Source organism: Actinomycetota bacterium (assembly GCA_014360655.1).
GTDB lineage: Bacteria > Actinomycetota > Geothermincolia > Geothermincolales > RBG-13-55-18 > JACIXC01.
In genome coordinates, this window is sequence record JACIXC010000003.1 from 237,763 (window position 1) to 250,752 (window position 12,990).

16 protein-coding genes are annotated in these 12,990 nt (G+C 67.5%); 14 read left to right on the plus strand and 2 right to left on the minus strand.

Annotation, left to right across the window (positions count from 1 at the left end; all coding sequences use genetic code 11):
* Nucleotides 1-58: 58 nt before the first annotated feature.
* The gene (locus H5T73_03955) at nt 59-1,261 is read right to left on the minus strand and encodes a diacylglycerol kinase family lipid kinase (GenBank protein MBC7246920.1); all 1,203 of its coding nucleotides are present in this window, start codon (nt 1,259-1,261) and stop codon (nt 59-61) included.
* A gap of 435 nt (nt 1,262-1,696) precedes the next feature.
* Between H5T73_03955 and H5T73_03960 the strand changes: the two genes are divergently transcribed.
* From H5T73_03960 to H5T73_04020, 13 genes are all read left to right on the plus strand, one after another.
* Nucleotides 1,697-2,491: an AAA family ATPase gene (locus H5T73_03960; protein ID MBC7246921.1), complete on the plus strand. Its 795-nt coding sequence runs from the start codon at nt 1,697-1,699 to the stop codon at nt 2,489-2,491.
* Between the two features lie 126 nt (nt 2,492-2,617).
* A complete protein-coding gene (locus H5T73_03965; protein ID MBC7246922.1) occupies nt 2,618-3,433 on the plus strand; it encodes a sulfide/dihydroorotate dehydrogenase-like FAD/NAD-binding protein in 816 nt (271 codons plus the stop codon).
* A gap of 176 nt (nt 3,434-3,609) precedes the next feature.
* Nucleotides 3,610-4,773 carry a glycerate kinase gene (locus H5T73_03970; GenBank protein ID MBC7246923.1) on the plus strand — a complete coding sequence of 388 codons (1,164 nt, stop codon included), beginning with the start codon at nt 3,610-3,612 and terminating at the stop codon, nt 4,771-4,773.
* Between the two features lie 157 nt (nt 4,774-4,930).
* Nucleotides 4,931-5,083, plus strand: a complete 153-nt coding sequence (locus tag H5T73_03975) for a hypothetical protein (protein ID MBC7246924.1) — start codon at nt 4,931-4,933, stop codon at nt 5,081-5,083.
* 15 nt (nt 5,084-5,098) lie between these two features.
* Nucleotides 5,099-5,320 (plus strand): thioredoxin family protein, encoded by a 222-nt coding sequence (locus H5T73_03980; GenBank protein MBC7246925.1) that lies wholly within the window; start codon nt 5,099-5,101, stop codon nt 5,318-5,320.
* Between the two features lie 64 nt (nt 5,321-5,384).
* Nucleotides 5,385-6,356: a GTP 3',8-cyclase MoaA gene (moaA, locus tag H5T73_03985; protein ID MBC7246926.1), complete on the plus strand. Its 972-nt coding sequence runs from the start codon at nt 5,385-5,387 to the stop codon at nt 6,354-6,356.
* A gap of 3 nt (nt 6,357-6,359) precedes the next feature.
* Entirely contained in the window at nt 6,360-6,881 is a 522-nt protein-coding gene (gene moaC / locus H5T73_03990; protein MBC7246927.1) for a cyclic pyranopterin monophosphate synthase MoaC, read from the plus strand.
* On the plus strand, nt 6,874-7,320 hold the full coding sequence (locus H5T73_03995) for an MOSC domain-containing protein (GenBank protein ID MBC7246928.1): 447 nt from the start codon (nt 6,874-6,876) through the stop codon (nt 7,318-7,320). Before moaC ends, H5T73_03995 begins: the two co-directional genes overlap by 8 nt.
* Before the next feature lie 70 nt (nt 7,321-7,390).
* Entirely contained in the window at nt 7,391-7,891 is a 501-nt protein-coding gene (locus H5T73_04000) for a MogA/MoaB family molybdenum cofactor biosynthesis protein (GenBank protein MBC7246929.1), read from the plus strand.
* Nucleotides 7,892-8,017: 126 nt separating this feature from the next.
* The gene (locus tag H5T73_04005; GenBank protein ID MBC7246930.1) at nt 8,018-8,449 is read left to right on the plus strand and encodes an RsbRD N-terminal domain-containing protein; all 432 of its coding nucleotides are present in this window, start codon (nt 8,018-8,020) and stop codon (nt 8,447-8,449) included.
* A 227-nt stretch (nt 8,450-8,676) separates the two neighbouring features.
* Nucleotides 8,677-9,303 carry a histidine phosphatase family protein gene (locus H5T73_04010; GenBank protein MBC7246931.1) on the plus strand — a complete coding sequence of 209 codons (627 nt, stop codon included), beginning with the start codon at nt 8,677-8,679 and terminating at the stop codon, nt 9,301-9,303.
* A 182-nt stretch (nt 9,304-9,485) separates the two neighbouring features.
* A complete protein-coding gene (locus H5T73_04015; GenBank protein MBC7246932.1) occupies nt 9,486-9,869 on the plus strand; it encodes a DUF5318 family protein in 384 nt (127 codons plus the stop codon).
* Entirely contained in the window at nt 9,862-10,056 is a 195-nt protein-coding gene (locus H5T73_04020; protein ID MBC7246933.1) for a CooT family nickel-binding protein, read from the plus strand. The genes H5T73_04015 and H5T73_04020 overlap by 8 nt, the downstream gene beginning before the upstream one ends.
* 128 nt (nt 10,057-10,184) lie before the next feature.
* Here the strand turns inward: H5T73_04020 and H5T73_04025 are convergent, their stop codons facing one another.
* The gene (locus H5T73_04025; protein MBC7246934.1) at nt 10,185-11,123 is read right to left on the minus strand and encodes a DUF4349 domain-containing protein; all 939 of its coding nucleotides are present in this window, start codon (nt 11,121-11,123) and stop codon (nt 10,185-10,187) included.
* Nucleotides 11,124-11,385: 262 nt separating this feature from the next.
* Between H5T73_04025 and gltA the strand changes: the two genes are divergently transcribed.
* A complete protein-coding gene (gene gltA / locus H5T73_04030; GenBank protein ID MBC7246935.1) occupies nt 11,386-12,759 on the plus strand; it encodes an NADPH-dependent glutamate synthase in 1,374 nt (457 codons plus the stop codon).
* The last annotated feature ends 231 nt before the right edge of the window (nt 12,760-12,990 follow it).

The window sequence follows — 12,990 nt, forward strand, 5'->3', positions numbered from 1 at the left end:
CCGGTCCCGCCCCCCGTTGCGCCGGCGTTTTCCCGCCGTTCCGCGCGGCGCGTCCTCATCAGCGCCGCATCTCCTTCCTCAGGAACCTGGCCGCCCGCCGCACCAGCCTCTCCTCGCGCGCGAAGTCGAACGCCTGCTGCCTTCCCGTCGGCGTGCTCTCCCGGCGCGTGAAGCCCCGGCGCCCCCTCGTCGCCTCCATGGCCCGTTCCACCCTCTCCTTTACCCTGCGGGACAGCAACTCCAGGTCCTCGGCGACGCCCTCCCGCCGCGGCATGAGGCGGAGCTGCACCGGTTCGGGCGGTTCCTCCCGCGGGACGAAGGGCAGCTTCCTGTTGCGCAGGGACGCGGGGGGCACCAGCACGCGCAGGGCCATGGGCACAACGGATAGGTCTATCACCCTCCCGGCGTCGAACCTGTAGACCTCGCCGTCGATCTGGGCGTAGGTGTCCGACTTGCATTCCACGCGCATGCGGCGCACCTGGTGGAAGGAGACCTTGCGCGAGAAGCCGTGCCTTCCGCCCATGCAGGCGAAGGCGAAGAGGACAAGGCCGTAAACGTTGGGCATCTCCCTCCCGATGGTCAACCCGAGGATGCCGTCGTTCATCTTCGCCTCGGGGTGGATCTTGATGTACCTGCCGAAGAGGGGGGCGTTGCAGAGGATGGCGATGAGCACCCAGTCGTCGAAGGTCTGGTCCTCGTAGTCGAAGCGAACGTGGTAGCGCTTGCGTTCCTCGAAGAAGCATTTCTTCAGGCCGCTGTAGAAATAGGCGGGGATACGGAAACGCTTCCACTTGTACGCGCCGTCGGCGATCTCGGAGTCGACGCCGAGTCCGAAGGAGACGGCGGCGTAGCGGTCATCGTAACGGATGAGGTCTATGGTGCGGCAGGTGTCTCCCAGGATGGCGCGCAGCGCCTGCTCCTTGTCCTTGCGGTCGTAGCCCATGTTGCATGCGAAATCGTCCGCGGTCCCGGCGGGGAACATGGCCAGCCTGAGGTCGGCGCGGGGGACCTTCATGATGCCGTTGATGATCTCGTTGGTGGTGCCGTCGCCCGATACGGACACCACCACGTCGAAGTCCTCCGCCCACTTCACCACCATCTCCTCCGCGTGCCCGGCGCGTTCGGTGAAAAGCGCCTCGTAATCCACGCCGGCGCGCTTGAGGCGGTTGATGAGCCAGATCCCTTCCTCCTGCGCCTTGCCGCCGCGGGACACGGGATTGACGATGACCAGGTATCTCCTGTCCTCCCCCTCCTTGGGCATGGGTGACCCCCTGAAGCATCGGGTCATGGCCTACGGACCGACGGGAAAATATTAGCACGCGGCCCGCTTACGGGTAAACAATATCCACCTGCCTGTTCGTTTTTATGACCTGGAAAAAGTCCGAGCCGCCCGGCTGCGGAAAGGAAAACCTCCCGCAGCCTGGATATGGTAATTATTACCATATGGATGGAAGGCGATCATACATCCGGGGGACACGGCCATCCCTTCCAGGCGGAGGTCGGGCGGAGACCTGGTGCCCGGGCATCGTGCCGCTTCACCCGGGGCGCAAGGCCGGGCATGAACTGCCCGACAGGGAGGGGTGACGGGGTTATAGTATAATCCTTGCGTGGATCCCTGCGCGGAGAGCCGCGCGGGGCGGCTCGGGTCCCGGGGTATCCGGGCGCGCACGGGGCCTTTCGTTAAGGAGTGAGGGGATTGAAGATAGCGGTTACCGGCAAGGGAGGCGTGGGCAAGACCACCCTGGCGGGAGGGCTGGCGCGCCTGCTGGCCGCAGAAGGTTACAACGTGGTGGCGGTGGACGCCGACCCCGACGCCAACCTCGCCTCCAGCCTGGGGATAAGCGAGGAGGAGATGGAGGGAGTGGTCCCCATCGCCGACATGAAGGAGCTCATCGCCGAGCGCACCGGCTCCAAGCCGGGCACCTTCGGCACCTATTTTAAGATGAACCCCAGGGTGGACGACCTGCCGGAAGCCCTCTCCAAGGTGCACGAGGGCGTGCGCCTGCTGGTGATGGGGACGGTGAAGGAGGGCGGGGGCGGCTGCGTCTGCCCGGAGTCGGTGATGCTCAAGGCCCTGCTGCAGCATCTTCTCCTGGCCCGCAAGGACGTGGTGATCATGGACATGGAGGCGGGGCTGGAGCACCTGGGGCGGGGGACGGCGGGGGCCGTCGACGCCATGATCGTGGTCATCGAGCCGGGCATGCGCAGCCTGCAGACGGCCAATTCCATACGGCGCCTGGCGGGGGACCTCAGGGTGCAGCGCGTTTTCGTGGTCCTCAACAAGGTGCAGAGCCCCGAGGAGGAGGAGCTGGTGAAAAGCCGCCTGGACGGCCTGCCCTTCCTGGGCTCCATCTCCTACAACCAGAACGTGCGCCGCGCCGACCTGGAGGGTACCAGCCCCTACGACGCCGACCCCGCTTTCGTGGAGGAGATACGCGCCATCAAAGAGAGGCTTTTCCAGGAACTGGGAATCGAGGCGGAGGGGGGATAGGGATCCCGCGGGGCGGCGCGGGCTGCGGGGCGGCGCGCCCCGTGCGCGGGAAGGGGAACCGGGAAGGGAAACCGGGAAAAGGCTGTAGGAAAGGGATAACGGGGAAAGGACGACGGGAGCGGAGCAATGGGCTACACCATACTGGACAGGGAGAACATCGCGGAGAACATCTTCTCGACGAGGGTGCGGGCGGAGGAGATCGCCCGCCGTGCACGGGCGGGCCAGTTCGTCATCCTGCGCCTTGACGAGCGGGGGGAGCGCTTCCCTCTCACCCTGTGCGACTGGTCGGCGGAGGAGGGCTGGATACGCCTGGTCTTCCAGGTGGTGGGCCGTTCCACCGGGAAACTGAGCCGCATGGAGCCGGGCGAGGAAATCCTCGACCTGGTGGGCCCCCTGGGTAGGCCCACGGAGGTGGAGCGTTTCGGGCACGTCATCTGCGTGGGGGGCGGCGTGGGCATCGCCGCCATCTACCCCATCTGCCGCGCGATGCGCGATGCGGGCAACCGCGTCACGGGGATCATCGGTGCCCGCACCGCCGGCCTCCTCATCCTGGAGGAGGAGATGGCGGAGGTGGTGGACGAGCTCGTGGTGACCACCGACGACGGAACGCGGGGGCTCAAGGGGCGCGTAACCTGGGCGCTGGAGGAGAGGCTGAAGGTAGAGGAGGCGGACCTGGTGATGGCCATCGGGCCGGCGATCATGATGAAGTTCGCCTCCGCGGTCACGCGGGAGTTCGGCGTGCCCACGAAGGTCAGCCTGAACTCCATCATGCTGGACGGCACGGGCATGTGCGGTACCTGCCGCTGCGAGGTGGACGGGAAGACCCGTTTCGCCTGCGTGGACGGCCCCGAGTTCGACGGCCACCAGGTGGACTGGAACCTCCTCCTCTCCCGCCTCGACCAGTACCTGGAGGAGGAAGAGGTCGCCCGCAACCTCCCGTGAGAGGAGGGGGCGGCGCGGGAAGAAGGACGCCCGCACCGTAAGATATGGTGATCTTTTCCATGTGACGCGTCCCCGTTGGCCGCGCGCGGGAGATGCGGTCCCCACCGGCGCGGCCCCGGCGGAGGCGCCCGGCGCGCGGTCGTCCCGCCGCGGGGGCGTGGCGTGGCGGGGCGAAAATGGGGGAGGAAGGCGGAGGCGGCGTCGTGCGCATCCTGGTGTGTCCCGACAAGTTCAAGGGTTCTCTCACTGCGGGCGAGGCATGCGAGGCCATCGTGCGGGGGGTCCGCGACGGGTGGCCGGAGGCGGAGACGGTCGCCTGCCCCCTGGCGGACGGTGGGGAGGGCACCCTCGAGGTGCTGGTGAGGGCCACGCGCGGCCGCGTGGTGGTCGTGGAGGCCACGGGACCCCTGGGCGAGAAACTGCGGGCTCCCCTCGGCATCACCGGCGACGGAAGGACGGCGGTGGTGGAGATGGCCGCAGCCTCCGGCCTGGAGCTCGTGCCGCCCGGGAGCAGGGACCCCGGGGTGACCACCACCAGGGGAACGGGGGATCTCATACGCGGCGCCCTCGACCTGGGTTTGCGGCGCATCATCGTGGGCATCGGGGGCAGCGGGACCAACGACGGCGGCGCGGGGATGGCGGCCGCGCTGGGGGCGCGCTTCCTGGACGGCGAGGGGCGCGAACTTCCGCCGGGAGGGAGGGGGCTGCTGGGACTGGCGCGTATAGACCTCTCGTCAATGGACCCCCGCGTGCGCGAGACGGAGATCGTCGTCGCCAGTGACGTGGACAACCCCCTCCTCGGCCCGCGGGGGGCTGCTCGCGTCTACGCACCGCAGAAAGGCGCCGGTCCGGAGGACGTGGAGGTCCTGGAAAAAGGACTGGCCCGCCTGGTGGAGGTAGCTTCCTCGTGCGTCGCCCCGGGGCTGGAGGACATGCCGGGAGCCGGCGCCGCCGGGGGACTGGGTTTCGGGCTCGCGGCCTTCCTGGGAGCCCGCGTGCGCCCCGGTATCGAGGTGGTCATGGAAGCGCTGGGTTTCGAAGGGCTGTTGCGCTCCTGCGACCTGGTGGTGACGGGGGAGGGCAGGCTCGATGACCAGACGGCGCACGGGAAGACGGTTTGCGGGGTGGCGAGGAAAGCCCGCGAGAGGAGGATACCCGTGCTGGCCCTGGGCGGGGAGGTGGCGGAGGGTGCGGAGGCCCTGCACGCCCTGGGAGTGAGCGCGGTCCTGGGCATATGCCCCGGCCCGCTCAGCCGCGAGGTGTGCATGGAGCGGGCGGCCTCCATGCTGCGCCGCGCGGCGCGGGAGGCGGCGGGCCTGCTGCGGGCGCTCGCCGTCTGACGCGCGGCGGCGCAGTACCGTGGCCGCCGTAACGGGGAGGGGATACGTGGCGGCGCACGGACATCATGATGCCGCCGCCCGGCCGCTTTCCGGCGCTATGCTATAATTACGCTGCATAATCACGGTTCCGCGTCGATTCGGGAGCGGAGGAGCACGCATGCGGCACACGGAAAAAGCGGCCTACCACGCCGTCGTGGTCCTTGCGGCGCTCGCGGCCTTCGCGTTCATGGCGGGTTGCGGGAAGCAGGCCGCAAGGGAGCGGGTGGAAACGGGGAAGCCGGCGGTGCTCAACTTCTGGCAGCCCGGCTGACCGCCGTGCAAGGCCATGGAGCCCGTGCTGGCTCAACTGCAGGAGGAATACGGGGAAGAGGTCGGCTTCCTCTCCTACAACGTCTACGAGGCGAGGGAGGAGGCCGGTTCGTACGGCATACGGGTCACCCCCACCTTCGTCTTCCTGGATGCGGAAGGACGGGAGGTGTCCAGGCTGACCGGGCAGCAACCGCCGGACACCATGCGTTCCCATATCCGGGAGGCGCTGGAGGAGTGAACATGCGCTTCGGGACGCACGTTTCCGTGCCGCAAGAGGTTGCGGGGAAAGGCAAGGACTTTCGATGAGCTCTCTCGTGGACCGCTTTTCGAGGCCGATAGATTACCTCCGCCTGGCGGTGACCGACCGCTGCAACCTCAGGTGCATCTACTGCATGCCCCCCGAGGGGGTGGAGCACCTGGCCCACGAGGATATCCTCACCTACGAGGAGATACTGCGTTTCCTGCGCGTGGCGGTGAGGGCGGGGATAAGCAAGGTGCGCCTGACGGGAGGGGAGCCCCTGGTGCGCAGGGACGTGGAGCACCTCGTCGAGGGGATCGCGTCTCTCCTGCCGAGCCTGGACATATCCCTCACCACCAACGGCGTCCTCCTTGCCGGGAAGGCCGAGGCGCTGGCGCGGGCGGGGCTGAAAAGGGTCAATATCAGCATAGATTCGCTGCAGCCGGATACCTACCGCCGCATCACGCGCGTGGGAAAACTGCACGAGGCTCTGGCGGGCATGGAAGCCGCCCTGGAGGCGGGCCTCAGCCCGGTGAAGGTGAACGTGGTGGTGCTCGATCACCTCGTGGACGAACTGGAGGGCTTCGTGGACCTGGTGCACCGCCTGCCGGTGCACGTGCGCTTCATCGAGTACATGAGCCCCTGCGGGACGATGGACGGCTCCCATTACGTGCCGGCAGGCGAGATCAGGCGGGGACTGGAATCCTACGGCGACCTGCGGGAGGCCGCGCCGCCGCCGGGGGCGGGGCCGGCGCGCTACTTCAGGCTCCCGGGCGCCAGGGGGCTGTTCGGGTTCATATCGCCCGTCAGCTCGCACTTCTGCCCCGAGTGCAACCGGCTGCGTCTCACCGCCGACGGTAAGATGAGGCCCTGCCTCTTCTCCCGGGACGAGACCGACGTGAGGGAGGTCCTGCGGGGAGGGTGCACGGACGAGGAGGTCCTGCGCGTCATCAGGCGTTGCCTGGAAAAGAAACCCAGCGACCACGGGGGCATCTCTTCCTTCGCCGGGAGGACCATGTACCAGATAGGGGGCTGAGGGATGGCTCGCGAAACGGGTCGGGGAAAGTCCGCGCAGGAAGGATTGACCCATCTCGACGAGAAGGGCAAGGCCAGGATGGTGGACGTCAGCGGCAAGAGGGTCACCACGCGCACCGCCGAGGCCGGGGCGAGGGTGCTCATGAAGGCGTCCACCCTGCGGCTCATCCTGGAGGGCGGGGTGGAGAAGGGCGACGTGCTCGCGGTGGCCCGCGTGGCGGGCATCATGGCCGCCAAGAGGACCAGCGAGATAATCCCCATGTGCCACCCCGTGGCCGTCACCTCCGTGGAGATCGACTTCCGCGTGGAGGAGGAGACGCCGGCCATCGCCGTGCTCGCCAGGGCGAAGACCCGCGACCGCACCGGCGTGGAGATGGAGGCCCTCACGGGCGCGGCGGCGGCGGCCCTCGCCATCTACGACATGTGCAAGGCGGTGGACCGCGCCATGACCGTGAGCGACCTGCGGCTGCTGAGAAAGGCCGGGGGCAGGTCCGGGACCTTCGTGAGAGGAGACGACGATGCCTGAAGGCGAGATCGTCGCCGTGTGCCTGAGCGCCGAGAAGCACGTGCAGAAGGACGAGGTGGACGAGGTGCTGCTCCTGGAGGACCTGGGCATCGAGGGCGACGCGCATGCCGGTTTCGCCCACCGACAGGTCAGTCTCCTGGCGCAGGAAAGCGTGGACAAGATGCGCGCCAGGGGCCTCGAGGACCTGCGCCCGGGAGCCTTCGGGGAGAACCTGTTGACACGGGGCATGGACCTCGTGAGCCTGGAGGTCGGCACCCGCCTGCGGGTGGGTGAAGAGGCGCTGCTGGAGGTGACCCAGATAGGGAAGGAGTGCGTGGACCGCTGCGCCATATACTACGCGGCCGGGGACTGTATCATGCCCCGGGAGGGCATCTTCGCCCGCGTCCTGCGCGGGGGGCGCGTCAGGCCGGGGGACGTGATCGAGGTGGTGGAGGAATGAGCCCCGGCTGCCTACGGGTCGCGCTGCGGCGTGCGGGGAAAGGCGGGGAAAGGGCATGAGCGGCCCGGCGATGGAACGGCCGGCCTTCCGCGTGGCCGTTCTCACGGTGAGCGACAGGGGGTCCACGGGCGAGAGGGAGGACCTCTCCGGGCGCGCCGTGGAAGAGCTGGTCCTCGCGCAGGGCTGGACGGTGGAGAGGCGCGAGGTGGTGCCCGACGAGGCGGTGAGGATAGAGGAGCGCCTCCGTTACTACTGTGACCGCCTGCGGGTGGACCTGGTGCTCACCACGGGGGGAACGGGCCTCAGTCCCCGCGACGTCACGCCGGAGGCGACGCGCGCCGTGCTGGAGAGGGAGGCGCCGGGCTTCACGGAGGCCATGCGGGCCGCCTCGTTGCGGGTGACCCCCCACGCCATGCTCTCGCGCGCCGTGAGCGGTATCCGAGGCGCGACCCTCATAGTCAACCTGCCGGGGAGTCCCCGCGGGGCGAGGGAGAACCTGGAGGTCATCCTGCCCGCCCTCCCCCACGGGCTGGACAAGCTGCGCGGCGACCCCTCGGAGTGCGCCGGCTGAGGCCGTTTCGCTCAATTTGAAAAGGGTTTTGAAAAAGGTATAATATCTCTGTCTTGCGCCCCAAAGGGAACAGGGAGCGACGTTCTCACTCTGGAGGTAAACGTGCTGACCAGGCGGTTCATCAAGATGATCGAGACCAGGGCGGACAAGGTGGCGAAGCTCTGGCTCAAGGAAGTAAGGCAGTCCAAGTACACCCCCACCTACCACCACTTTCCAGAGGAGCTCCTCTTCGAAAGGGCGATGGCCGTCTACGAGCGCCTGGGGTACTGGTTGAGCCCGGAGACGCAGAAGGAGGAGATAAGGCATTTCTACATGAACCTCGGGCAGAGGCGTTACCAGGAGGGATTCCGCCTGGAAGAGGTGATCATGGCCATAATCCTCCTCAAGCGCTACCTGTGGCTCGAGGTGCTCTCGGAGGGTCTCACGCAGACGAACCTGGAGCTCTACCAGGCACTGGAGCTGAACAACCAGGTGGTCCTCTATTTCGACCGGGCCATCTACTACACCACCCTCGGTTACATGGAGGCACTGGAGTCCGCCCGGGCCATCAACCAGTGATGGTCACGGCGGCACCCCCGGTCCCCGCCCCGTATCCGTGCGGGAGAGTCCTTCGCGTGAGCGGCATCGTTGCCCCGCAGCCGCGGCCTGCTATATATTTTGGGAGGTTACGGGAGTTCCTGGAGCACGCGGGCGCGGGTGAAATGCCTTGAAAGGGAAGCGCCGGGCAGCCCCTGAGGGGGTTGTCATCGCATGAGGGCACCAGGGCGGGCGGAAGGGAGAGAGGCTTGCAGCTGATACTGGTCAGGCACGGCGAGACGGAATATAACCGCGCGGACGTCTTCCGGGGACGCGTGGACCTTCCCCTCAACGAACGCGGAAGGATGCAGGCGCGCGCGGCGGCTTCCTGTCTGCGCGAGACGGACTTCGAGGCCTTCTATTCCAGTCCCCTGAGGCGCTCCATGGAGACGGCACGGGCCATAGCGGAGCCGCACGGCGGCGAGGTGCGCCCGCTCGAGGAGTTCAACGACGTCGACTACGGGCTCTGGAGCGGGAAGAGCGTGGACGAGGTGCGCGAGGCCTGGCCGGAATTATTTTCCATATGGGTGGACAACCCGGAGGAGGTGGTCTTTCCGGAGGGCGAATCCCTGCGCGCGGTACGGGAGAGACTGCAGGCCGGGCTGGATCGACTGGCGGAACAACATGACGGGACGATCCTCCTGGTGGGACACAAGCTCATCAACCGCCTGCTCATCTGCATCGTCCTCGACCTCCCCACCGCGGCCTTCTGGCACGTTGACCAGTCCAACGGGGCCATCAACGTCATCGCGCACGGGGAACTGGGATGGGTGCTGCGCCGCATGAACGACGTCGGCCACCTCAAGGGGATGGAGAGCGCGGACCAGCGCACGTGACGCCGCGGTTGAACCGCGGTGCAGGGCGTCGTCGACGCGGGCAGCCGGGGCGATGCGGAGAGGGGGCCGGGGCCCGGCACGGGCTTCGCAGGTCGGGCATGGGCCGGTGGGGTATAATTAACCCGTATGATCGACCCGATAAAAGTGACCCGACGAGGTCAGGAGGGGACCCGGAAGCGGACATGAGAAGCGTCGCGACCACCGTGGACTACACGCTGCGCAAGCGTTCGCTCCTGCGCGACTTCCGCACCGGCCGCATCTCCGTCTACGACGTCTGCGACGCCCATCCGGAGATACGGCGCATCGCCAGGAACGTGGGGGAAAGCACCCGCGCCGTTTGCCCCGTCTGCCGGAGGGAGAACCTGCGCCTCTTGAATTTCGTTTACGGCGAGGAGCTCGACTACGATAACGGGAGGGTCTTCCCAACCAGCGCCATCTTCAACGGGCTGCGGGAGAAGTACCGCAACTTCACCTGCTACGTGGTGGAGGTATGCGTGGGATGCAGCTGGAACCACCTGGTGCGCAGCATCCGCTTCGAGAACACGGGAGGGGAACGAGATGTGTGAATCCCATGCCTACATGATCGAGGGCGACCAGGAAAGGCTGGTCATGGAGGACGTGGTGAACATCAGGGAAGAGGGCGGCAAGGTCTATCTCTCCAGCATCATCGGCGAGGAGAGCGTGCTCGACGCGGAGATCGCCGCCATCACCTTCCTGGACCACAAGGTCCTGCTGCGTCCCCGCGGCGGCTGAAGCCCTCCGCCGCTCCCCGCGGGGGCTCCCTCCAGACGCGGGTTCCGGCTTAGCCCGAGGCATCACGGCGGTCCAAGCCTTCCGCCGCTCCCCGCTGGATTCTCCCCAACCCTCCCAGACCCTTTCACCTAAACGCTTTCCCCGGGGCCGCCGGGGCGGCGCAGCAGGCGGCGCACCAGGTAGAAGGCGAGTCCCGCCACCAGGAGGATGGCGAAGAGGTAGGGGAGCGCGTAGAAGAACCCCAGGGCCAGCGCGCGCAGACCCCGGCCGAAGGCCCTGAATCCCCGCGCCACGGAATCCCAGAAGCCGCCGTCTTCCTCCTCGCCCACCTCGTCGACGGACAGGGTCAGGGTGGAGAATTCCACCTGCCGGTCCAGGAAGTTCATCCTCCCCTGGACCTGCTCCTTCTCCAGTTGCACGGATGAGAGGTGCTCGCGGATGGAGATCATCTCCTGCACCGACTTGGCCTCCCCGATGAGCGAGAGATAGAAGGCCTCCTCGGCCTGCAGGTGGCGCAGCCTGCTCTCAAGGTCCACGTACTCCGCGCTGACGTCGCTGGTGGAGACCTGTGCGGAGGTGACCTCTCCCAGCGCCGAGACCTCGTTCATCACCTCGTCGAACTCGGCTGCCGGTATGCGGAGGGTGAGGGTGGCATGGGTGAGGCCGTCGTCATCGCGGCCCGAGCTCTCGCCCTGCACGTAACCCCCCGCCCCGTTCGCCAGCGCCACCGCATCCTCACGGATGCGCACGTAGCCGCCCCGATCCGTTTCCATCTTGACCAGGGCGTTCTTGATCACCTTCAGCTGCAGTTCCGGCAGGGATGACCCGCCGGAAGTGCCCTGCAATGTGGGTCCCTCCGCCACCCCTTCCCTCGTCTCCAGGGTCCCCATGTCGGAGGAGTCGAAGAGACCTTCGCCGCTCCCGTCCTTTTCCCGGCCGGGAGATGCGGAACCCTCCTCGCGCACTGATTCCACGGACTCCTCGCCGCACCCGGCGAGCAGCGCCCCCAGGCACAGCGCAAGGACGGCAAGTGCCGCCGCCGCTTTCCATCCCCGTATCCCGGCCATCCTGTCCTCCCTTCCCCGTCTCCCGGACCTGCCCTTTATGATGCCCCGCGGCGCGGCATGGTTCCTGGGCACGGACGGTCGCGCCCCCGTGCCCGGGGCGGGTGCTTGTGGAGGAAGCTTTAAAAAAAGGGGAGAGGTTGTTAGAATACCGCCGTGACGATGCGCCGCCTCGGCGGCGTTTGTCGGCTTGTCCGGGGCAGGAGGTGGCATATTGGCAGATAATGGTAACAAGAAGGGAAGGGCGCATCTGCCCAGGAACCCCATGCCGGAGCAGCATCCGCGGGAGAGGGTCAAGAATTTCGCGGAAGTCGCTCTCGGGTACGGGGAGAGGGAGGCAAGGGCCGAGGCGGCGCGGTGCCTGCAATGTCGCAAGAAGCCCTGCGTGGCGGGCTGTCCCGTGGAGATCGACATCCCCGCATTCATCGCCGCCATAGAGAAAGGGGATTTCGCCGCGGCGGCCGCAAAGCTGAAGGAAAAGAACAACCTTCCGGCCATCTGCGGGCGCGTGTGCCCCCAGGAGACCCAGTGCGAGGCCGTCTGCGCCCTGGGCAAGAAGGGCGAGCCTGTGGCCATCGGGCGCCTGGAACGCTTCGCCGCCGATTACGAGGCGGCCCAGGGGGACGCCGCGCCACCCCCCAGGCCAAGGCCTACGGGGAAGCGCGTCGCGGTGATCGGGTCCGGCCCCGCGGGGCTCACCTGCGCCGGCGATCTGGCACGCATGGGACACGAGGTGACCATCTTCGAGGCCCTTAACTCTCCCGGGGGAGTCCTCACCTACGGGATCCCGGAATTCCGTCTCCCCAAGGCCATCGTGGAACGGGAGGTGGAGTACATCCGCAGCCTGGGAGCGGAGATCCTCCTCGACCGGGTGATCGGGTGCAGCACCACCCTCCAGGAGCTGCTGGCGTCGGGCTATCAGGCAGCGTTCATAGGCATCGGGGCAGGCCTGCCCATGTTCATGAACATCCCCGGGGAGAACCTGAACGGCGTGTACTCCGCCAACGAGTACCTCACCCGTTCCAACCTCATGAAGGCCTACCTCTTTCCAGAGTACGACACGCCCATCAAGCGGGGCAGGCGCGTCGCGGTGATCGGCGGCGGCAACGTGGCCCTGGACAGCGCCCGTACCGCCCTGCGCCTGGGCGCGGAGGAGGTCTCGATCGTCTATCGTCGTTCCCGCGCCGAGATGCCCGCGCGGGCGGAGGAGATCGCCCACGCCGAGGAGGAGGGGGTTGTCTTCAAGTACCTCACCCTCCCCCAGCGCATCCTGGGCGAGAAGGGATGGGTCCGGGGGATGGAATGCCTGGAGATGGAGTTGGGCGAGCCTGACGAGAGCGGGCGCCGACGCCCCGTTCCCGTGCCGGGGTCCGAGTTCGAGATGGAGGTGGACCTGGTGATAATGGCCATCGGCACCCGCGCCAACCCGCTGCTTCCCTCCACCCTTCCCGAGTTGAGGCTGAACAAGTGGGGGTACATCGACGCCGACCCCGAGACGGGCCGCACCTCCATCCCCAACGTCTTCGCCGGGGGCGACATAGTGACCGGGTCGGCCACGGTGATCGAGGCCATGGGGGCGGGGAAGCGTTCCGCACGCGCCATCCACCGCCTGCTCACGGGCGAGGAGCCCCCCTTCTGAGCGCGGCCTTTCCTTCATGCGGCGGCCGGGCCGCCGGGTAACGGTCTCGCTCGCAGGCTCGCTGCGACCGACCCGGTCGTTCCCGGCCTTGGTCGGGTGGAAATATGGAGGCCGCTTGCGATGTCCCTCGCCCGACCCCCGGACCCGGCCTTGGTGGGTGGTTCAGTAAAGGCTCGCTGCGACCGACCCGGTCGTTCCCGGCCTTGGTGGTTGCGTGTAAGGAGGCCGGGC

What these genes read in the sequence shown, in the direction of transcription:
- H5T73_04025 (MBC7246934.1), bottom strand. Translation starts at nt 11,123, where the DNA reads ATGGCCGGGATACGGGGATGGAAAGCGGCGGCGGCACTTGCCGTCCTT.
- H5T73_04000 (MBC7246929.1), top strand. Translation starts at nt 7,391, where the DNA reads ATGGAACGGCCGGCCTTCCGCGTGGCCGTTCTCACGGTGAGCGACAGG.
- H5T73_04020 (MBC7246933.1), top strand. Translation starts at nt 9,862, where the DNA reads ATGTGTGAATCCCATGCCTACATGATCGAGGGCGACCAGGAAAGGCTG.
- H5T73_03970 (MBC7246923.1), top strand. Translation starts at nt 3,610, where the DNA reads ATGGGGGAGGAAGGCGGAGGCGGCGTCGTGCGCATCCTGGTGTGTCCC.
- H5T73_03955 (MBC7246920.1), bottom strand. Translation starts at nt 1,261, where the DNA reads ATGCCCAAGGAGGGGGAGGACAGGAGATACCTGGTCATCGTCAATCCC.
- H5T73_04005 (MBC7246930.1), top strand. Translation starts at nt 8,018, where the DNA reads ATGATCGAGACCAGGGCGGACAAGGTGGCGAAGCTCTGGCTCAAGGAA.
- H5T73_03965 (MBC7246922.1), top strand. Translation starts at nt 2,618, where the DNA reads ATGGGCTACACCATACTGGACAGGGAGAACATCGCGGAGAACATCTTC.
- H5T73_03980 (MBC7246925.1), top strand. Translation starts at nt 5,099, where the DNA reads ATGGAGCCCGTGCTGGCTCAACTGCAGGAGGAATACGGGGAAGAGGTC.
- H5T73_03975 (MBC7246924.1), top strand. Translation starts at nt 4,931, where the DNA reads ATGCGGCACACGGAAAAAGCGGCCTACCACGCCGTCGTGGTCCTTGCG.
- gltA (MBC7246935.1), top strand. Translation starts at nt 11,386, where the DNA reads ATGCCGGAGCAGCATCCGCGGGAGAGGGTCAAGAATTTCGCGGAAGTC.
- H5T73_04015 (MBC7246932.1), top strand. Translation starts at nt 9,486, where the DNA reads ATGAGAAGCGTCGCGACCACCGTGGACTACACGCTGCGCAAGCGTTCG.
- H5T73_03995 (MBC7246928.1), top strand. Translation starts at nt 6,874, where the DNA reads ATGCCTGAAGGCGAGATCGTCGCCGTGTGCCTGAGCGCCGAGAAGCAC.
- moaA (MBC7246926.1), top strand. Translation starts at nt 5,385, where the DNA reads ATGAGCTCTCTCGTGGACCGCTTTTCGAGGCCGATAGATTACCTCCGC.
- moaC (MBC7246927.1), top strand. Translation starts at nt 6,360, where the DNA reads ATGGCTCGCGAAACGGGTCGGGGAAAGTCCGCGCAGGAAGGATTGACC.